The following is an 18,217-nucleotide window of genomic DNA, read 5'->3' as shown; positions in this document are numbered from 1 at the left end:
TCTCTCCACTTCGATCTCGGAAAATCCCCCGTCTACTTTCCGTCGATCGCCTCCAGCACCGAATCGATCAGTGACTGCGGAAGTTTCGACGGCGGAGAGATTTCCAGTTCTCCCGGAGCGCCCGGCATCGTCCAGACAGTTCTGTGCCGAGCGATCGCGAGCTTCTCCCGTGATCCGTCCTGATTGACCTTGAAGTACTCGAACTCGAGGTCGATCCCCCTCTCGTAGAGGGCAGCCAAGGACATCGTGACCAGGACGTCGTCGAACGGCATGACCTCGCGCAGATGCTCAACTCTGGTGTGCACACAACGCAGTTCCCCGAGAGCGCCTCTGGCCGCCATGGCCTCACGCTGAGAACGGGCGAGGAACTTGTCCCGAACCCTCGACTGCCAGATGTAATAGTTGCCGAAGTAGATGTTGCCCACGACGTTTCCGTCCTGCATCGTCGTCGAGAACACCTCGGATTCGAGCAGGTACGGATTGCGCGGCACCATCGGAGCCGAGCGGATCAAGGAACCACGATCGACGTCCTTCGGTTGTGTGGGGACAGCGACGTTCTTCGCCCCCGTCGGAATCGTCATCGGTTCGATGAAATCGTGGAAGTACTGCGGCATCGGCCGTGCCGCCACCACACCGTGGGAGAGGATTTCCACCCACGTCGTCTGCATCGCACTCCATCCGATGTGTGTGCGCGTCTCGCCGTCGACCCGGCACCATTCGACATGCAGATTGGTGGTTGCCCGATCCGGACCGGTGAGCTCGGTGATCCAGATGGTCCCCTCGACAATGTCGTCGGTGTACAGGTTCGCATCGATGAACACCTCGGAGTTGTTGGTCACCATGCCCCAACGACCCGTCGCCATGTCCTCCACGATCTGCTTCGAGATCGGTCCGGTTCCCCTCTCTCGCAAAGCGCCCAACCACAGCGCGAAGCTCGCGAACCCCACTGATCCACCGACGTTGCATGCGTCCCGGAACCCGACGGGGAACCGGATCGACACCGCCGGATAGCCGCTCCGGGCCACCACATGCACGTCGGAGCCGTAGGCCATCGGATCGAACTGCGCGAGAGACTTCGCCGACAACGGGCCGGTGTCGAACTGTGGTGCCGGGTCCTGCGCCGACTCTTCGGCATCCGCCTCGTCCGAAACACGCTCTTCGGCATCCGCCTCATCGGTCACAAAAGCGAGAATCCGCTCCTCGTTGTCCGTCAACAGAGCCGGAAAGGTCAGAACCACCACGCTTCCCTCTGCGCCGCCGCGGAAGGTCACTGCGTCGTCCTCCCTGGCGCCCATCGCCAGAGAAACCGACATCTGCCCCGTGGCCTTTCGGATCGCCTCGGCCGCCGCCCACAGCCTGGTTCCCGCGCGATCGAGTGATTCGCCGCCTGCGATCAACTCGTCGAGCAGCGGAATCCGCGCCGAACCCAGAAGCGCCTTCCACTGCACGACGGTTCGGGAGCGAATCGGTTCGATGTCACACCCCTGAGGCCAGTCGCCGGCCGAACTGAGTGACTTGCTGCCGTCGTGCGAGAGCGAGACATCCACAGAGGGTGGAATATCACCGACAACGACGGGCTTTCCGGTTTCCTGCCATTCGATGGCAAAGGCATTACTCATTTGATCACCACATCCTCATCGAGATGAATGTTCACGGCCGCCTCGGCGATCGGTTTCTCCTGCTCGTGACGTTCCGACTTGGTCAACTCGTGAATCCCCGGGGTGTGCGCGACCACAACCCGAGGGCTCTTCACTCCCAACGCCCGGCTGTGTTGCGCGAGCTTGTCGAGAATGATCTGTGCGTCGCGCGCAGTCGGATCCGCGATTTCCTCAGCCGTAGGACGGCTTTCGTCGTGGGAGAGAATCTGGGAGCGATATCCCTCGAGTTGCATCACCACTCGTCCGTCCTTCACCACCGCCACGTCGGCTTGCATGTGGGTCTCTGTCTGCACCTTGTCGTAGGCGTACGCGGTGAACGAACGAGCCTCGAATCGTCCGTCGTACATGTCGATTCGCGCAATGTTGACCGGAAGGCAGATCTCCCGCGGAACCATGATCTGGCCCGATTGGAGCAGGGAATCGAGGAAGTAAGGATCACCGAGGAGGTGCTGCTTACGGTCGGCTCGCGAAATAGCGCTGAAGAGAATGTGCTCGGAATCGAGGCTCGAGATCTCTTCGAGTCGGCGGAAATCGCCCTCCTGGAACAGCAACCACGAGTAGAGGTCGTCCAACGGATCGATGTCGAGCACAGGTCGCGGCAACTCCTTCTCGAACTCCGGCAGTGATTCGTCCAGCCCGAAGATGAAGTCGGCCGAGAAATGGGGCCGCCCGTACCCGGTCCGTTCGGTGCCGATCGTGACATGCACCCGCGTTCCTGCGGCATCACGATCCTGCTCCACGACGCTTGCCTTGATCTCGACTCTGGTGCCCTCGACGGTGTCGACGACGATCGGTCGATCCAGTTTGATGTCGTCGATGCGGACGCGACCCAGGGTCACGCGTCCCGTGACATACGCCGCCGCCTGCGACATCGCCTCGAGCCCGAACACCGTCGGAAGCAGCGCCGATCCCTTCCAGACATGATCGAGGACAAAGGGATCCGCCGAGGTGGACAACGTCGTCCGGGTCACCAGTTCTACCTGCGGCTCGAATGTCACGACTTGGTCGATGTAGCGCGACACCGCCGGCAGAGCCGGTGCTGCCGGCGCCCAGGTGTCGAGACCGCCGAGTCGACTGGTCACGACGATACGACTCGCCTCGGGTCCGCTGTCGACCAGGCGAAGGAAATGATCCACTCCCGCAGCCGTCGAAATCGGCATGACACCCATCTTCGCGAGGTGGTTGACACTGCCCATGCGGGCGCCCATCCCGGTCTCTCCCCACACGCTGTACGCGAGCGAGAACGTCCGAGTCTTCGGGTGCCCGGCGGCATACCGCACCACCATTTCGTCGAGAAGCTCGTTTCCGTATGCATACCAGCTGTTTCCGGGCATACCTGTGAATCCGATGATGGAAGAGAAGCCCACGAACAGCTTCAAGTCACGATCAGCGAGCGCTTCGACGAAGTTGGCTGCGCCCAGGACCTTAGGTGCAACCTCCTTGAAAGCCGCAGCGCTGTCGACTCTCTCGAACCGCCGCGGAACATTTGCCCCCGCACCGTGGACAAACCCGGTGATCGGCCCCACCTCGACCTCGATCTGGGCGACGACGCCGGCCACCGCCGCGGCATCCGTGACGTTGCAGCGATAGTAGTGAGCGCTCAAACCGGCAGACGTGAAGTCCGCAAGAGTGGAGGCGATTTCGTCGCCCGCTTGTCGCTGAGAGCTTCCGATCAGCACCAGTTCGGCGCCGGTCTTTCGACCGAGGGCCAGAGCACATTGGGCCATGATGCCTTTCGCGCCACCGGTCACGACCACGACATCCGAACTTCCCAATCCGCTTTCGCGGACGGTGTAGTCGTTGGAGGCGAGAACCCGCGGTTGCAGTGCCGTGCGTCCCATCTCGGCGTCGTAAGTCGCGAACACATAGGGTGCAACCGAATCCAACTCGGAGACGACAGTGGCTGCCACCTCCGCGTCCGCAGTCGAGCCGTCGAATCCTATGACGCGCACATCCAGTTCGGGGCGCTCGTGATGCACCGAAGCGGCGAAAGCCGCCACACTCGGCACCGGCGCTGGATTGCTCAACTCGACATCGGTGAACTGAACCACTGCCAATGTGGTTCGCGCGCCTCCACTTTGCTGCGCCGGAACTATTTTGTACATGTGTTCGATCCCACGGCGCAAGCCGATTTCGGTGACGGAATCATCGGTCACGCGCGGCATTACGGCAACCACGTGGTGTGCATTCGCAGTAGTGCTGTCGGAGAATGTGCGAATGTCGACCTGAGCGCCACGACCTCGAAGTTCGGATTCCAACTTTCCGACCAAACCGGCGTCGTCACCGATGACGACAAACGTCGTGTCCGTGAGGTCTCGGACTCCGTGCAACGCTGTCTCGCTCCGAACCTTTTCCAGGGTGTAATCACGAACCCAGGTGAAGCTGTCGGCTGATATACCCTTTGCCTTCGCCGGCAGCGCCCGCGCAGCCGGCTGCTGCTGCCCCGACTTCTCCTTCGCGGACCGATCGAGCACTTCGATCAGTTCACCCAGGCTGACGTTGACGAGTTCGGCCGGATCCAGGTCACCCTGAACACCCAATCGTGTTGCCACCGTCGCGATTGCATCGGCGGCCTTGATCGAGTCCATGTTCAGGTCGTCCAGAAGGTGGAGATCGACGTCGAGAGACTCCACCGGAAATCCGGTGTCCTCCGCGATTACCTCGAGCAGTATTCGCGACACGTCCGACTGCGCCGAACTCGCTGCTGGAACGGCAGAGCCGGGATGCGGTGATGCCGCAAGGATCAGCGATGCTGCTTCTCCGATGGTGGCGTTGGCCAACTCGGCAGGGTCGAGGTCGACAACCTCGAACTGATGTGCAACCTTCGAAATAGCCTCTGCCGCACTGATCGAGTCGAGATTCAGATCATCGAGCAGACGCAGATCCGTCGTGATCGACTCGGCGGGGAATCCCGTCGTATCGGCGAGGATCCTGATCAGCTCACTTTCCACGGACCCAGCGCCCGCAACAGCCGGCTCTTCGACTACCGGAGCCGAAACCGGCGAAGGAGCTTTCGCTGCTACAGATTCGTGGCCGTTGGTGACTGCCCGCGAAGTCGGAGCAGATGGAGAAGACGGAGAAGTCGCTCCACTGCCTACATCCGCGCGAATGACGTCGACGAGGAAGGTCCCGCGTCGGCTCAGGTAATCGGCCAGCGCCGCAGCCGGATCCCCGCCGGACGTACCAAGTGCGAGCGGTTCGGGAGCAGAGGCAACCGTCAGTTTCGCCTCGGCCAGGTTCTCGATGAACACCTTCTGATCGGCAGGAACGAATTCGCGCACGAACCGGCCGTCGAAAAGTTCGTTCCAGCGGACCTGAGCGCCGTGTACGTACATCGCGGCCAGTGCGACATTGAAGTCCTCGTCGCGTCCGGACTTGGACGCAACGGGGAAGCAGCGCACGCCGTCGGTCCCATTGATCGCCTTGGTGAGCCCGGTCAGCACACGGCCGGGTCCGACCTCGACGAGCAGGTCCACTTCCTGCGAGATCCCACTTACCGTCTTGACCCAGTCAACCGGTGAGACAACCTGTTTGGTGACCAGTTCGCGAAGTGCCAGTGGCGTCTGTACGCGTTCCCCTTCGACGCAGGAATACACGGGGCAAGTCAACGAATCGACTTGCTCGTCAACGGGCGCAGTGGACTTCAGCTCCCGTTCGGCCTCGTTCATCATCTCGGAGTGGAAAGCATTCGACACGGCAAGCGCCTGAGCCGACACTCCGCGGGTCTTCGCGATGGCAACCACATCGTCGACCGCGTCTTTGGTACCCGAAACCACACTCTGCGTGGGCGTATTCAGATTCGCGACGGTCGCGTAACCCTTTGCCTCCGCGATGATCGCCTCAGCCGTCGATCGGTCGCAGGTCAGGCTCGCCATTGCGCCGTTTCCACCACCACTGACAGCCATGGCCGCACCCTTCGCCGCAGCCAAGGTGATCAGCGTCTTCTGGTCGTAAGCTCCGGCCGCGTAGAGCGCAGTCAACTCCCCGAGACTGTGGCCGGCGACAGCACTGGGTGTGACACCCAATCGGCGGAGGTACTCGAACCAGAGCAGCGACGCCAAGGCGACGGCGGGCTGGGTGAACTGTGTCTGGGCGAGGTCCCGCTTCCACTTCGCCAATTCCGCAGCGTCTGCGCTCTTGACCGGGTTCCGCAGAATCCGCGGCGTGATCGCCTCCGCTCCAACTCCCTCCAACCAGCCGTCCGCCTTGGTCGCCAGTTCGCGCGCCCACTCGAAGCGCTCGATCAGCACGCGAGCCATCTCGAGTTGTTGGGATCCCTGTCCAGGGAACAGGAATCCGATGTCGTGGCGGACGCTGTTAGAGATCGAGATCTCGTTGCTCACCACCTTGACCTGGCCGGAAGCTGGAGCGGAGTTCTCGCAGATCACGGCAAGCTGACGCATGCGTTCGGCCAACTGCGCGGGACGTCCGGCCACCACTGCGGCACGGAAGGGCGCGGTCGGCGAGATCACTCGCGAGAGTTTCGCCGAAAAGTCCAGCAGCTCGGCAACACTCAACGGAACCGCCAGATCTGCAACATCCCGCGCTCGGGTCGCCAAGTCCACCGCGGAATCTGCAGAGAGTACAAATACCTCGGTGTCCTGATACGACGCCATCATCGTGCGGACGTCTTGCGAGGGTGTCAGCTTGCTGGACGGTGCATCAGCCGATTCGATCGCGACGTGGCAGTTGATACCGCCGAAACCCATGGCTTGCGCACCGGCACGCATCTTCTCCGACGGATCTCTGATCTCGCCGTTGACAAGCGGAAAGAGTGCCGGTGCTTCGGTTCCGAACGCCGGGTTCGGGTCGGTGCAACCGGCGAGCGGCGGAAGGATTCGTTGATTGACGGCCATGGTCGCCTTGATCAGCGCAAGGATGCCCGACGCCGCCTTCGTGTGCCCGATCAGCGACTTCAGTGAGGTCATGCCGATGCTACGAGCCTCGACGGGTCCGTCCGTCTGCGCGGCCTGCTGGACGCCGGCCAATTCGACAGGGTCCCCGACGGGAGTACCAGTTCCGTGTCCTTCGACAAAGGCAACCTCGCTGGCCGCGAATCCCGCTCCCGAGTATGCGCGACGGATCATTTCGGCCTGAGTTTCGGCGCGGGGCTTGGTAATTCCACCCTTGCCATCGGTGGAGATGCCCCAGCCGCGAATCGTCGCGTACACGTAGTCGCCGTCCGCCCTGGCGTCCTCGAGTCGTTTCAAGGCCACGAATCCGCAACCTTCACCCGGGATGAATCCGCTTCGGCTTGCGTCGTACACGTTCATGTCGCCGCGTGTCAGTGCACCCAAACGGGCGAATCCCACCAGTTCCAAGGGATCCAGGCTGACGTCGACTCCACCTGCCAATACGAAGTCGGCCGCGCCGGACGCCAGCTTTTCGGCTGCAGTCGCCACCGCGAGCATTCCGGACGCGCACGCACCGTCCACGACGTATCCGCCGCCGTTGAAGTCGAGGTAATTGCAGATGCGGCCGGCGATCGTATTCGACAACATGCCGGCCAGAGTGTCTTCACTCGGCTCCACCAACGGGCCTTTGTAGACCTCTTCCATCGTCTCGGCGAGAGCATCGGCGACGGAACTGTCCAACTGGCGCGCTTCGGCGGCCACAGCGAGTGCGCGCTTGACGTAAGGCCAACGCAAACGCATCGACCACATCCGGGATTCTTCACCGGTGAGGGAGTTGCCGACGATTGCGGCGCTGCGTCCAGTTGGCACCGATCCTCGGCTGTAGCCCGCGTCCGTCAAAGCCCCGAGTGCTGTTTCCAGCGCCAACCAGTGTGTGAGATCTGTCGACTTGAAGGTTCGCTCCGGTATCCGGCGACCTACCCAGTCGAATTCGAAACCGTCCATGAACGCGCCGCGGTCGGCGTATGTCTTGTCGACGTCGTCAGGGCTCGCGCTCCAGTAGTCGTCGAGCGACATCCGCGACTCGGGAAACTTTCGGAATTGCATCCGTCGCGCGAGGACGTTCTCCCAAAATCCTTGCAGATCATGGGCACCGGGAGACCACATGCTCATCCCGACTATCGCGATCGCGGGATTAGTTGAATCTTCAGTCATCTTACACTTCCTATTTTCGCGCGCATCCACGGGAGACTCAATCGACCGAAGACTAACCACGCGTTCAGCCGTGTGTAAAACGCAGATTCACCTCAAGGCATAAACAAATAACAAAGCTCGTTCAGCTCCGTGAACATGTGTCAGCAATTTGACAGCAATCCAGAGTTAGCTGTAACTCGGAGTTACTTATTTGCTTCGTCGCCGGTCAAGCAGTGGTTTGAACATCCGTACCGGACACCGGTTTCACGGCCACCTTTTTCTCGAGATCGGCAAATGCTCAGTTGAGTGCGCACCGAAATGCCGCAATGCCGAATATGTGGCCAATTCGCCGAATGTCCCAAATTGGTCGATCACCGCAAAACAAACATCCGACAACTATCAATCTGAACATTCGTGACACACCGAGAATTAGCAACAGCACGCGAATGTCGATCAGACAACGAGAAATTCCAGATATTCTTCGGCGACCATCGTCCGAATCGATGTTTCGTTACACCGGAATTGAGCGAACGAATGTGCCAGCAAACCGGCCACACACAATTCAGCTTTGCCGGGCCGAGCCGGTGCCCTTTCGACACGTGCGCACACAAAAGGAACGGCACTTATAACAATTCGATCACACAGTGGTGCCGCGGCATTCCGACAGCCGTTTCACGCGCACGGACCGAGTCGGCAACTCAGCTTTCGAGGCGGCGTGCCCCGAGGACGTCCTTGAGGAGTTCCTTTGCAACGTCCTCGGGATCACGTCTGGCAGTCGGATCAGCGGGCTCAGCAGCCTCCGCGAACATCTCGTCCTCGTCCTCCGGCGTTGCAGGCGGAGGAGTTGCCTCGTAGTCGACCTCAGGAGCAGGGGCCGGTCCAGGGTCTTCCGGATAGTCGGGGGCCTCAGGCGGCGGAATGTCGTCCGAATCTCCGCGCTGGGGCTGCGGGGCCTTGGGCTGCTGTGCTGCACGCTCCTGACTGGGGCGCGAGAAGCGGGGCGCAGCGGCCGGGCGGCTCGCAGCTTCTGTCGCCTTGGGTGCGCTCGATGCTGCCGGCGCTGTGGGCGCACCTTCTTGGTACTCGACTTGCCAAGTGCCACCGAACATCTCGGCAAGGACCTCGCAGATGACCGCCGCGTTGTGCGGTTGCGTCACACGAGCACCCAGGACCGGCGAGCCGTGAGCGATGACCACAACATGTCCACGCACGTCGTGAACCGTCGCAGCGGACAGCATGGCCGGAAGAACCTTGTTTCGTTCACCGACCTTGTTGCGCAAGGTGTTCCACGATTCACGGAGGGTCTCGACTGTGGGGCCCGCCGAGACCGGCGCAGCTTCTGCAGCCGCCGGCTCCTCGTACTCGGGCTCGGGCTCGTAGTCGGGTTCCGGCTCGGCAAGCCCGATCAGCTCTTCCGCTTCGACCGGAGCAGGAGCCGGTGGTTCAACCACAGGAGCTTCAACTATTGGAGCTTCGGCAACCGGAGCTTCAACCACTGGTGCTTCAACCACTGGTGCTTCAACCACCGGAGCTTCAACCACTGGAGCTTCCGCAACCGGCGGTTCCACGATCTCGACGGTGGGAGGCTCGACCACGGGAGCTGCCGCTACCGGAGGTTCGACGACAGGAGCCTCGACGACCGGCGGCGCCGCCGGAGCCGGGGCGGCTGGTTCCGGCCGTGCCTCAGGCTCGGCCTTGCGTTGGGAGGGCCGTTGGAACTTGGAAGCAATCTCCGGTTCGAGCGGCGGCACAGTCGGTGCCGGCGTTGCTGCCGCGCGAGGGGCAGCGGCAGCCGCGACTCCGGCAGCCGGAATACCTTGTTCCAGGCGCTCGAGCCGCTGCAACACAGCCGACTCGGTGTCGGAGGCCGAAGGAAGCAGCATTCTCGCGCACATCACTTCGAGCAGCAGCCGCGGCGCCGTCGCCCCACGCATTTCACTGAGACCAGCGTGGACGGTTTCGGCGAAACGGGTGAGCGTGGCCGGCCCGACTCGCTGAATCTGTTCACGCATCGTGACCAGCTCGGCCTCCGGCGCATCGACCAACCCTCGTTCGCTGGCATCGGAGACTGCCTGCATCAAAATGAGATCGCGTAGACGTTCGAGGAGATCGAGCGCGAATCGGCGTGGATCGTGACCGGCGTCCATCACCCGATCGACAGTGCCGAACAAGGCGGCTCCGTCACTGGCAGACAGGGCGTCTACTGCTTCGTCGATGAGCGCGACGTCGGTGACTCCGAGAAGAGAGAGCGCCCGCGGATACGTGACACCTTCTTCGCCGGCTCCCGCGAGCAACTGATCGAGGACACTCAACGAGTCGCGAGGCGAACCGCCGCCAGCCTTGATGACCAGGGGATAAACAGCAGGCTCGACCGGTACGCCTTCCTGGGCGCAGATCTTTTCCAGGAGTCCGCGCATGGTCGACGGCGCCAACAGGCGGAACGGGTAGTGGTGTGTACGCGAACGGATGGTCGGGAGAACCTTTTCCGGTTCCGTCGTCGCAAAGATGAAGATGAGGTGCTCCGGCGGCTCTTCGACGATCTTGAGCAGCGCGTTGAAGCCCGCCGCCGTCACCATGTGTGCCTCGTCGATGATGAAGACGCGGTAGCGAGAAGCGGCGGGGGCGTGGAACGCCTTGTCTCGGAGTTCTCGGGTGTCGTCGACGCCACCGTGACTTGCGGCGTCGAGTTCCGTCACGTCCAGGTTGCCTGTGCCACCCGGGCCAAGCGAAACGCACGAGTCGCACACATCGCACGGCGTCGACGTCGGTCCCTGCTCACAGTTCAGCGAACGCGCCAGGATTCGCGCCGACGACGTCTTTCCACAGCCACGCGGGCCGGAAAACAGATAGGCATGGTTGATGCGTCCGGTGTCGAGGGCCGTGCTGAGCGGTGCGGTGACATGCTCCTGCCCCACCACCTCGGCGAAGGACGCGGGTCGATACTTCCGGTACAGGGCCACGCGCAAAGACTACCGGCGACCCACGACAGGTGATCCGGTGCGGGTGCAACGCCGACTTCTCCCGAAACATGTTCGCAACACAATCGCAGTGCGGAGGAAACCGCACGCACCCATCGTGGGTTCCGTGCACGCGGGCTGGTCCGCATGCGTGAGGAGAAAACTGTGCCCGCCACCATCGATGCCGGAGCAACTGCCTGGTTGCTCGTCAGTACTGCACTCGTACTTCTGATGACGCCAGGACTCGCGCTCTTCTACGGCGGCATGGTCCGCTCGACCGGCGTACTCAACATGATCATGATGAGCTTCGTCTCCATCGCACTCGTCACGGTCGCGTGGTTGTTCGTGGGCTACAGCCTCGTGTTCGGCGACGATCACGGTGGCATCATCGGCGGACTCGAACACATCGGCATGGCGGGCATCGACCCGTCGACCGTGCACGGGAATGTCCCGGAAGTGTTGTTCGCAACCTTCCAATTGACGTTCGCAATCCTTACTGCAGCACTCATCAGTGGTGCGATCGCCGACCGCGCGAAGTTCTCCGCCTGGATGATCTTCGTCCCCATCTGGTCCTTGCTCGTCTATGTCCCCGTCGCTCACTGGGTGTGGAATCCGCAGGGATGGCTCGCCCAGATGGGCGCACTCGACTACGCCGGTGGCCTCGTGGTCGAAATCGTGTCCGGAGCGTCAGGCCTGGCATTGGCACTGGTCCTCGGCCAGCGGATGGGTTTCAAGGCCGAGTCGATGCGTCCGCACAATCTGCCGTTCGTCCTGCTCGGCGTCGGTCTGCTCTGGTTCGGTTGGTTCGGATTCAACGCTGGGTCGGCCCTTGCGGCCGACGGTATGGCCTCGCAGATCTTCCTCAACACACTCGTCGCCGGCTGTACCGGACTACTCGGCTGGCTGTTCGTCGAGCAGAACCGTGACGGACACCCCACGACGTTCGGCGCAGCTTCGGGCGTCGTCGCCGGTCTGGTCGCGATCACCCCGTCGTGTGGAACGGTGAACATGTTCGGTGCGCTCGTCATCGGTCTGATCGCGGGCATCGTCTGCTCGTACGCCGTGGGATGGAAGCACAAGCTCGGCTACGACGACTCCCTCGACGTCGTCGGCGTGCACCTCGTCGGCGGAATCGTCGGCTCGTTGCTGATCGGACTCCTCGCGACGGCCGTGATGACGGGCGGTCCGGAAGGTTTGTTCTTCGGCGGTGGATTCGCGCAGCTGGGCAAGCAGTTCGTCGGTGTCGTCGTGGTCGCGCTCTATGCCTTCGGTGTGACCTACGGTCTCGGAAAGCTCATCGACAAGACCTTCGGCTTCCGTATTTCGCGTGAAGACGAGGCCCGCGGAATCGACGTTGCCCTGCACGCGGAGTCCGCCTACGAGCACGGAGTCCTCGGCCACGGCCCGATCGGCGGACAGAACCCGAGCCCGTTCCTCCAGCGTCAGCGTGAGGAACGGGAGAACCGCGAACGGGACTGACCGCCGTCACCGGTTCGCGATTTCCTCCATCAGGATCGGAACGCCGACATTGCAGGAGTGAATCCCGACGACGGTGGTCAGTTTCAGCACCTCGAGAATCTCCTTCGGGGTCACTCCCACGTCGAGCGCGGCGCGAATATGACGTCGTACGCCGGGCGCGTACATGTGCGTGCTCGCCGCATCGACGGCTATGCACAGCAACTGGATCACCTGAGGTGACAGCACCCCACTGTTCCAGGGCTGCATTGCTGTCTTCATGTACAGCTCGGTCCACTCGGGATCCAGCTCCGAAAGTCCGTCCCACAACGGATTCCAGCCACCCGAATCCTTCATAGCCTGGGTCACGGGAAAAGCTTCACTTGCTCGAACGTCAGTCATCGATCTCCTCAGACAATCGAAAATGCTTGATTCAGTTCACGTTTGAGAATCTTTCCGGTTGCCGTCATCGGCAGCGACGGCACGAACTCCATGCGGCGCGGATATTTGTAGGCGGCCATCTGTTCCCGCGACCATTCCACGAGATCCGATTCGGAGATCTCTTCACTCGGCTCTCGGATCACGTAGGCGACAACTTCTTCGCCGAGGCTCGTGTCCGGCACCCCGACGACGGCGACGAGTGAGACGGCTGGGTGGGTGAGCAGAACCTCTTCGATTTCGCGTGGGTAGACGTTGAATCCGCCCCGCACGATCATGTCCTTCGCGCGGTCGACGATGTAGTAATTTCCGTCGGTATCGACCCGTGCCAGATCCCCGGTGCGAAACCATCCGTCGCACATTACTTCCGCCGTCGCCTCGGGTCGGTTGAAATAGCCCTTCATGACGTTGTGCCCGCGAATGGCCAACTCACCCACTTCATCGGGGCCGGTGATCGTACGCCAAGAGTCATCGACAATCCGCGCTTCGACGCCCCAGATCGGCACGCCGATCGAACCGGGCCGGGGGTCGCTCTCCGGGTCACTGAACAAGGCCAACGGAGAGGTCTCGGACAACCCGTACCCTTCGAGGATCTGAACACCGAAGCGTTCCCTGAACTGTGTCAAGATTTCGACGGGAAGCGCTGCACCACCGGAGATCGCGCACCGCATGTTCTGTGCAACGGTCTCGATATCCACCCCGGATTTCACTACCTCCTCCAGCACGCCGAGCAGTCCCCAATACATGGTCGGGACGCCCGCGAAGACCGAGATCTTTTCGCGTTCCATGATCTCGAGTGCCGCGGTCGCATCGAAGCGCGGCATCAACACCAAAGTGGCACCGACGCAGATTCCCGCATTCATGGTCACTGTCTGGCCGAACGAGTGGAACAACGGCAAAGTCAGGAGATAACGCTCATGCATGGACGGAACGCTCTCGAACAACCGGTTGGTCGACAGTGCATTCAAGACCATGTTGCAGTGAGTGAGTTCGGCGCCCTTGGGCTTTCCGGTCGTGCCGCTGGTGTAGAGAATGACCGCGGTGTCCGTCGGTTCACGAACAACCGCGGCTGCAGGCGTTTCCGTGCCGGACACGGATGCCAGTGCTTCGCCTAGAGTCTCGACTCCGAGGGTCGACGACGGTGCACCCGGCTCGGTGCTGATCACGATCAGGGCCGAACAGGTCTCGCTCTGCTCGAACCCGGCGATGGCGTACTCGGCGATCGGTAATTCGGGACTTCCCTCGAAACAGAAGTACAGCTTCGCTTCCGAATCAGCCAGGTGATAGGCAATTTCGCGCCCCTTGAGCAGGATGTTCAGAGGAACGACGACGCCACCGGCCTTGAGAATGCCGTAGTAGACGATCGGGAACTCGAGAACGTTCGGGCAGGACAACGCCACCTTGTCACCTGGCTCGACACCCCGCGAGACGAGCAGATGGGCGATGCGATTCGAGTACGCGTCGAACTGCGCATACGTCAGCCTCGCATCCCCGAGAACCAGCGCATCCCGTTCCGGGTATCGCCGGGCCGAATCTTCCAGCAGAGCAGCAAGATCAAGCATGACTGTGTTCCTCCTGCGCCTCGGAATCCGTGGTACGAGACGAGGCGGCGTGCGACACCGACTCGAGCAGTTCCCACACCAACGATTCCGCCCGCGGCCAATACCCGTATCCGGATGCCGGATTGAGATGTCCGACCTCACCCAGATCCAGCAACCGACTCCCCCATCCTTCAGCCAAACCCACAACTCGGCGATACCCGGCGAGCGGATCGTTCCGGCTCGCCGCGACCGTGCTCGGAAAAGGCAGACGCTGACGCGGTATCGGTAGCCACCCGTTCCGGTCGAGCTCCTCGAGCGACGGATAGGACTCGGGCAGCGGAAGTTCGAGATCCGCCGGCGTGACCAGAAGTGCGCCGGCAACTTCTCGATGGTGCGCCCTCGCCCAGTGAGCAACGGTCATGACTCCGGCGCTGTGCGCGACCAGGACCACCGGCCCGCCAACACTTGTCAGCACCTCGTCCAACGCCGCAACCCTGGCATCGCGGCTGAGCTTGTCGGTCTCGAGGGGAGGAACCGTCAGAACATTGTCGAGCCTGCGCGCGAGGTGAGTCTGCCAATGATCCTCGACATGATCCCGCAGACCGGGAACCATTACTACCGTGGTTGATTCATTCATCATGAACTCCGAACGTCTGTTACTTCAGTGGCGCCGAGGCTTTCGGGCCCCTTCTGCAATGTCGCCAGCCGCCTCATTCCCGCCGGGTAGGCTCGCTTGCCCGCAATCAGTGCGAGGGCCGCGACGACATAGACGAAGGGCGAAAGCTGGAGCGCGCCGAGAAGACCCAGGTGGTCGGCGAGAATGCCGACCACGAAGGGACCGAGAGCCAGTCCCAGAAGGTTGTTGGCAACGGTGAGCGTGCCCATAGCCGACGCTCGAATCGAATGATGGGTGAGGTTCGCGACCATCGCCGCTGTCGGCCCCGACGAACCGGCGGAGAAGAACGCACCGATACCGAGCAACACGAGTTGCGCTGTCCCCGTGCCCAACCGGAGCCCGATACTCAGCGTCACCAACGAGATGGCGCAGTAAACGATGGCGGTAGTCCATTTTCGCGCCGAATCGTCGCGGCTGAATCTATCTGTGATGAAACCGCAGACCACCATCCCGCTTCCGACCAAGAGGACGAACACGGAAGCTGTGACGCCGGCCTTGTCCGGGGCCAAATCGTAGTAGCGATTGAAGAAGCTCGGCAACCACGCCAGAAGTACAGCGGCGGTGAACATCTGGAGACCACCACCGATGTAGGCGAACAACACGGCGGGATTGGTGAACAGCGAGGACACCGGCGCACGAAAACCGTCGTGTCTCACCGCTTCCCCGGCGGCATCCGGCGCGGCCTCGACGGCGTAAGCGGTGAGCTTCTTCTCGGTGACGAGGGCACGGAACAGCGCAACCAGAATCAGACCGAAGATCGCCATGGCGGCAAAAGACCACCGCCAACTGAACTGGACTGCGATGAACCCACCGATTGCCACACCGATGACCGAACCGAACGATCCACCGGCCATGAAGGCACCGGCAAGAGCTGCGTGCACGCGGGGCGCAAACACACTGAGGACCACGGCGATACCCACGCTGCCGTACGCCGCTTCACCGACACCGACCAGGAACCGGGCGCCCAACATCTGTTCGTAGGTCTGAGCGATTGCGCACAGCAACGTCGCGACACTCCACAACACCGCCATCAAGATCAAGCTCTTGACGCGGCCCCAGCGGTCCGCGAGCAGCGACAACGGGAACGTCAACAGCCCGACCATCAATGCCACCACGCTGCTCAGGGAGGCGAGGTGCGAATCGGAGAGATCCCAGTCCGCTTTCAGGATCGGGAAGACTGCACTGAGCACCTGCCTCGACATGTAGTCCGAGAGCAGAAGACCGAAAGCCAGGGCGAAAACGATCCACGGGTATAACTTTCGTCGTCCGCCGATTCCGAGCGCGGTGTCCACACGTGGCGTGGCGGGAGCTTGCAGTCCCATGACTCTCCTAGAAGTACTCGAGGTAGACGGGGGGATTCGGGGGTACGAACCGTCGCGGTTCGTACCCCCGGAACTGTTGTACGAGAGGGTGCGAACTCAGGCGTGCTGCGTGAATCCCAGCTGGCCGATCCGGCGGTTGGGCGCGTAACCCAGCTTCGCCAACGTCTCGTCGGTGTCGGCATACGTCTCGCCGATCCGGTAGATGTCCCGAGCTTCCTTCGCGGTAGCCACCTCGCGGCCCAATTCGCCTGCAATGCGCACCAACTGCTCGATCTGCTGCACCGACGTCATCTTCTCGCCCTTGCGGCCCCAGATGGTGTCCTCGTTGCCGCAACGAGCGTGCAAGCCCATCGCGATGGCCATCGTGTTCACCGGCAGGACGCTACGCATCAGCGTTTCCAGCGTCAGGCACGCACCGTCGGGAACACGCTGGACGAAGTTCATCATGTTGTACGGGTTGGGGCCGTCGAAGCCGCCGCCGATTGCCACCCATGTGAGGTTGACCGGGCCGGTGTAGATGCCGCGTCGGATCAACCGCTCCACCGTTTCGAGCTGCGGGATACTGGACAACTGGAAATGCGGCTGGATTCCGGCGGCCTGCAACCGGCGCAGGTGCTCTGCCACCCACTCCGGACCGGCGGGCACGGTCATTTCCCGATACGTGTCCGCCAATTCCGGACGCTGCATCGACGTACCCGCGATGTCGTCGTCGGTCATCAGTTCCATGATGTTCATCTGGCTGGTGTTGATCGCGATCGTCACCTGATCGGGAGCCGGCTCCAATTCCGCCAGCATGTGACGCACGTCGTCGGACAACCACTTCGCATCGGCGCCTTCGCCCTCCGGGGCAAACGAAATCGAGCCGCCGACCTGCAGAATCATCTCGGGAACGGCCTCACGCAAGCGGCCGAGAAGCTCGTTGAACTTCGACAGTCGCTTCGAGCCCTTGCCGTCGAGTTCACGCACGTGGATGTGAAGAACGGTGGCACCGGCGTTGAAGCAGTCGACGGCTTGCTGGACATGCTCGTCCATCGACAACGGGAGGTCTTCTGCAAAATCGTCCGGCTCCCACTCCGGTCCGTAGGGAGCAACGGTGATGACAAGCTTGTCCTGGGTTTCGGGGAACAGTGAATCGTCGTGGAAATGCATAGCGTGACTCCGATCGAGTGAATGAATTATCTTCGGGGCTGGGAAGAGAGATCAGAACGGTGCGTCGCCGATGATTCCGGCGCGCTCCATCTTTCGAACCGCGGGCCAGTAGTCCTGCACCGCGTAATGCTGTGTCGACCGGTTGTCCCAGATCGCGACGCTGTTCTCGGTCCAGCGCCACCGAACCTGATACTCGGGAATCTGAGCCTGGCTCGCCAGGTAAGTGAGCAAATTCCCGGCGCCGGGGGCGTAATCGATTCCGTAGCGGACGTTCTCGGGCGTGTGATAGTTCACGAGGTGTGTGGCGAACGAATTGACGAAAAGAATCTTCTCGCCGGTCTCCGGATGTGTTCGTACCACGGGATGTTCGGCGTCGGGAAAGCGTTCCTTCAGCTGGTGCCGCTGATCGATCGGCATCCGAGCGCCGAAGGTCGACTCGATACTGTGCCTGGCACGCAGATCCTTGATCTGCTCCTTGACCCGCGCCGGCAGATTCTCGTAGGCGAGTGCCATGTTCACCCAAATCGTGTCGCCGCCGACCGGAGGTGTTTCCACACAACGCAATACACATCCCATGGGCGGGTTCACGCGCCAGGTGGCGTCGCAGTGATACGCATTCTCGAAATGCTCCGGCGGGCTGTCCAGGTCTTTGTAGATGCGGACCAGGCCCGGGTGGTCGGGGTCGCTGCCCAGGGCCGGATGATCCTCGAGTTCACCGAATCGCTGGGCAAGTTCTACGTGCTCGGCTCTGGAGAAGTTCTGGTCGCGAAAGAACAGAACCTTGTGCTCGAGCAGCAATCCCTTGATCTGGGCAAAGAGTGCAGCATCTCGCGCGACCTCGCTGAGATCCACCCCGGACAACTCTGCCCCGATCGAACAGGTCAATTTCTCGACGCGGATCGTGCTGGTCGACGAGGGAAGGTTTTCTGTCAACGTTGCGGTGTTGGTCATGACAATTCCTCTGGGAAGTGCTG

10 protein-coding genes are annotated in these 18,217 nt (G+C 61.8%); 1 reads left to right on the top strand and 9 read right to left on the bottom strand.

Annotation, left to right across the window (positions count from 1 at the left end; translation table 11 throughout):
* Positions 1 to 32: 32 nt before the first annotated feature.
* The 3 genes from FEZ59_RS07690 to FEZ59_RS07680 form a co-directional block, all read right to left on the bottom strand.
* Positions 33 to 1,619, bottom strand: a complete 1,587-nt coding sequence (locus tag FEZ59_RS07690) for a hypothetical protein (protein ID WP_021332900.1) — start codon at positions 1,617 to 1,619, stop codon at positions 33 to 35.
* Entirely contained in the window at positions 1,616 to 7,726 is a 6,111-nt protein-coding gene (locus FEZ59_RS07685; RefSeq protein ID WP_031331166.1) for a type I polyketide synthase, read from the bottom strand. Before FEZ59_RS07685 ends, FEZ59_RS07690 begins: the two co-directional genes overlap by 4 nt.
* Before the next feature lie 677 nt (positions 7,727 to 8,403).
* Positions 8,404 to 10,665, bottom strand: coding sequence for a DNA polymerase III subunit gamma and tau (locus FEZ59_RS07680; RefSeq protein ID WP_172932487.1), 2,262 nt, complete (start codon positions 10,663 to 10,665; stop codon positions 8,404 to 8,406).
* 162 nt (positions 10,666 to 10,827) lie between these two features.
* Here FEZ59_RS07680 and FEZ59_RS07675 point away from each other — a divergent pair, with 162 nt between their 5' ends.
* On the top strand, positions 10,828 to 12,141 hold the full coding sequence (locus FEZ59_RS07675) for an ammonium transporter (RefSeq protein WP_003943791.1): 1,314 nt from the start codon (positions 10,828 to 10,830) through the stop codon (positions 12,139 to 12,141).
* Between the two features lie 6 nt (positions 12,142 to 12,147).
* Here FEZ59_RS07675 and FEZ59_RS07670 read toward each other — a convergent pair whose 3' ends face one another.
* The 6 genes from FEZ59_RS07670 to FEZ59_RS07645 form a co-directional block, all read right to left on the bottom strand.
* Complete coding sequence (locus FEZ59_RS07670) at positions 12,148 to 12,519, bottom strand: carboxymuconolactone decarboxylase family protein (protein ID WP_019746535.1); 372 nt, start codon at positions 12,517 to 12,519, stop codon at positions 12,148 to 12,150.
* An 8-nt stretch (positions 12,520 to 12,527) separates the two neighbouring features.
* Complete coding sequence (locus FEZ59_RS07665; RefSeq protein WP_172932486.1) at positions 12,528 to 14,117, bottom strand: long-chain fatty acid--CoA ligase; 1,590 nt, start codon at positions 14,115 to 14,117, stop codon at positions 12,528 to 12,530.
* Positions 14,110 to 14,733, bottom strand: a complete 624-nt coding sequence (locus FEZ59_RS07660; protein WP_031332750.1) for an alpha/beta hydrolase — start codon at positions 14,731 to 14,733, stop codon at positions 14,110 to 14,112. Before FEZ59_RS07660 ends, FEZ59_RS07665 begins: the two co-directional genes overlap by 8 nt.
* On the bottom strand, positions 14,733 to 16,094 hold the full coding sequence (locus FEZ59_RS07655; protein ID WP_172932485.1) for an MFS transporter: 1,362 nt from the start codon (positions 16,092 to 16,094) through the stop codon (positions 14,733 to 14,735). The genes FEZ59_RS07660 and FEZ59_RS07655 overlap by 1 nt, the downstream gene beginning before the upstream one ends.
* Positions 16,095 to 16,190: 96 nt before the next feature.
* Positions 16,191 to 17,243, bottom strand: coding sequence for a 3-keto-5-aminohexanoate cleavage protein (locus tag FEZ59_RS07650; RefSeq protein WP_003943988.1), 1,053 nt, complete (start codon positions 17,241 to 17,243; stop codon positions 16,191 to 16,193).
* 51 nt (positions 17,244 to 17,294) lie between these two features.
* Entirely contained in the window at positions 17,295 to 18,194 is a 900-nt protein-coding gene (locus tag FEZ59_RS07645) for a TauD/TfdA family dioxygenase (RefSeq protein WP_172932484.1), read from the bottom strand.
* Between the last annotated feature and the right edge of the window lie 23 nt (positions 18,195 to 18,217).

This window comes from Rhodococcus sp. MS13 (assembly GCF_013277835.1).
Classification (GTDB): Bacteria; Actinomycetota; Actinomycetes; order Mycobacteriales; family Mycobacteriaceae; genus Rhodococcus_F; species Rhodococcus_F erythropolis.
The sequence above is the reverse complement of the archived record's forward strand: the minus strand, read 5'-3'. Positions and strand labels throughout refer to the sequence as shown.

Coding starts and splice junctions, on each gene's coding strand:
- FEZ59_RS07690 (WP_021332900.1), bottom strand. CDS start 1,619: ATGAGTAATGCCTTTGCCATCGAATGGCAGGAAACCGGAAAGCCCGTC.
- FEZ59_RS07685 (WP_031331166.1), bottom strand. CDS start 7,726: ATGACTGAAGATTCAACTAATCCCGCGATCGCGATAGTCGGGATGAGC.
- FEZ59_RS07670 (WP_019746535.1), bottom strand. CDS start 12,519: ATGACTGACGTTCGAGCAAGTGAAGCTTTTCCCGTGACCCAGGCTATG.
- FEZ59_RS07665 (WP_172932486.1), bottom strand. CDS start 14,117: ATGCTTGATCTTGCTGCTCTGCTGGAAGATTCGGCCCGGCGATACCCG.
- FEZ59_RS07660 (WP_031332750.1), bottom strand. CDS start 14,733: ATGAATGAATCAACCACGGTAGTAATGGTTCCCGGTCTGCGGGATCAT.
- FEZ59_RS07655 (WP_172932485.1), bottom strand. CDS start 16,094: ATGGGACTGCAAGCTCCCGCCACGCCACGTGTGGACACCGCGCTCGGA.
- FEZ59_RS07650 (WP_003943988.1), bottom strand. CDS start 17,243: ATGCATTTCCACGACGATTCACTGTTCCCCGAAACCCAGGACAAGCTT.
- FEZ59_RS07645 (WP_172932484.1), bottom strand. CDS start 18,194: ATGACCAACACCGCAACGTTGACAGAAAACCTTCCCTCGTCGACCAGC.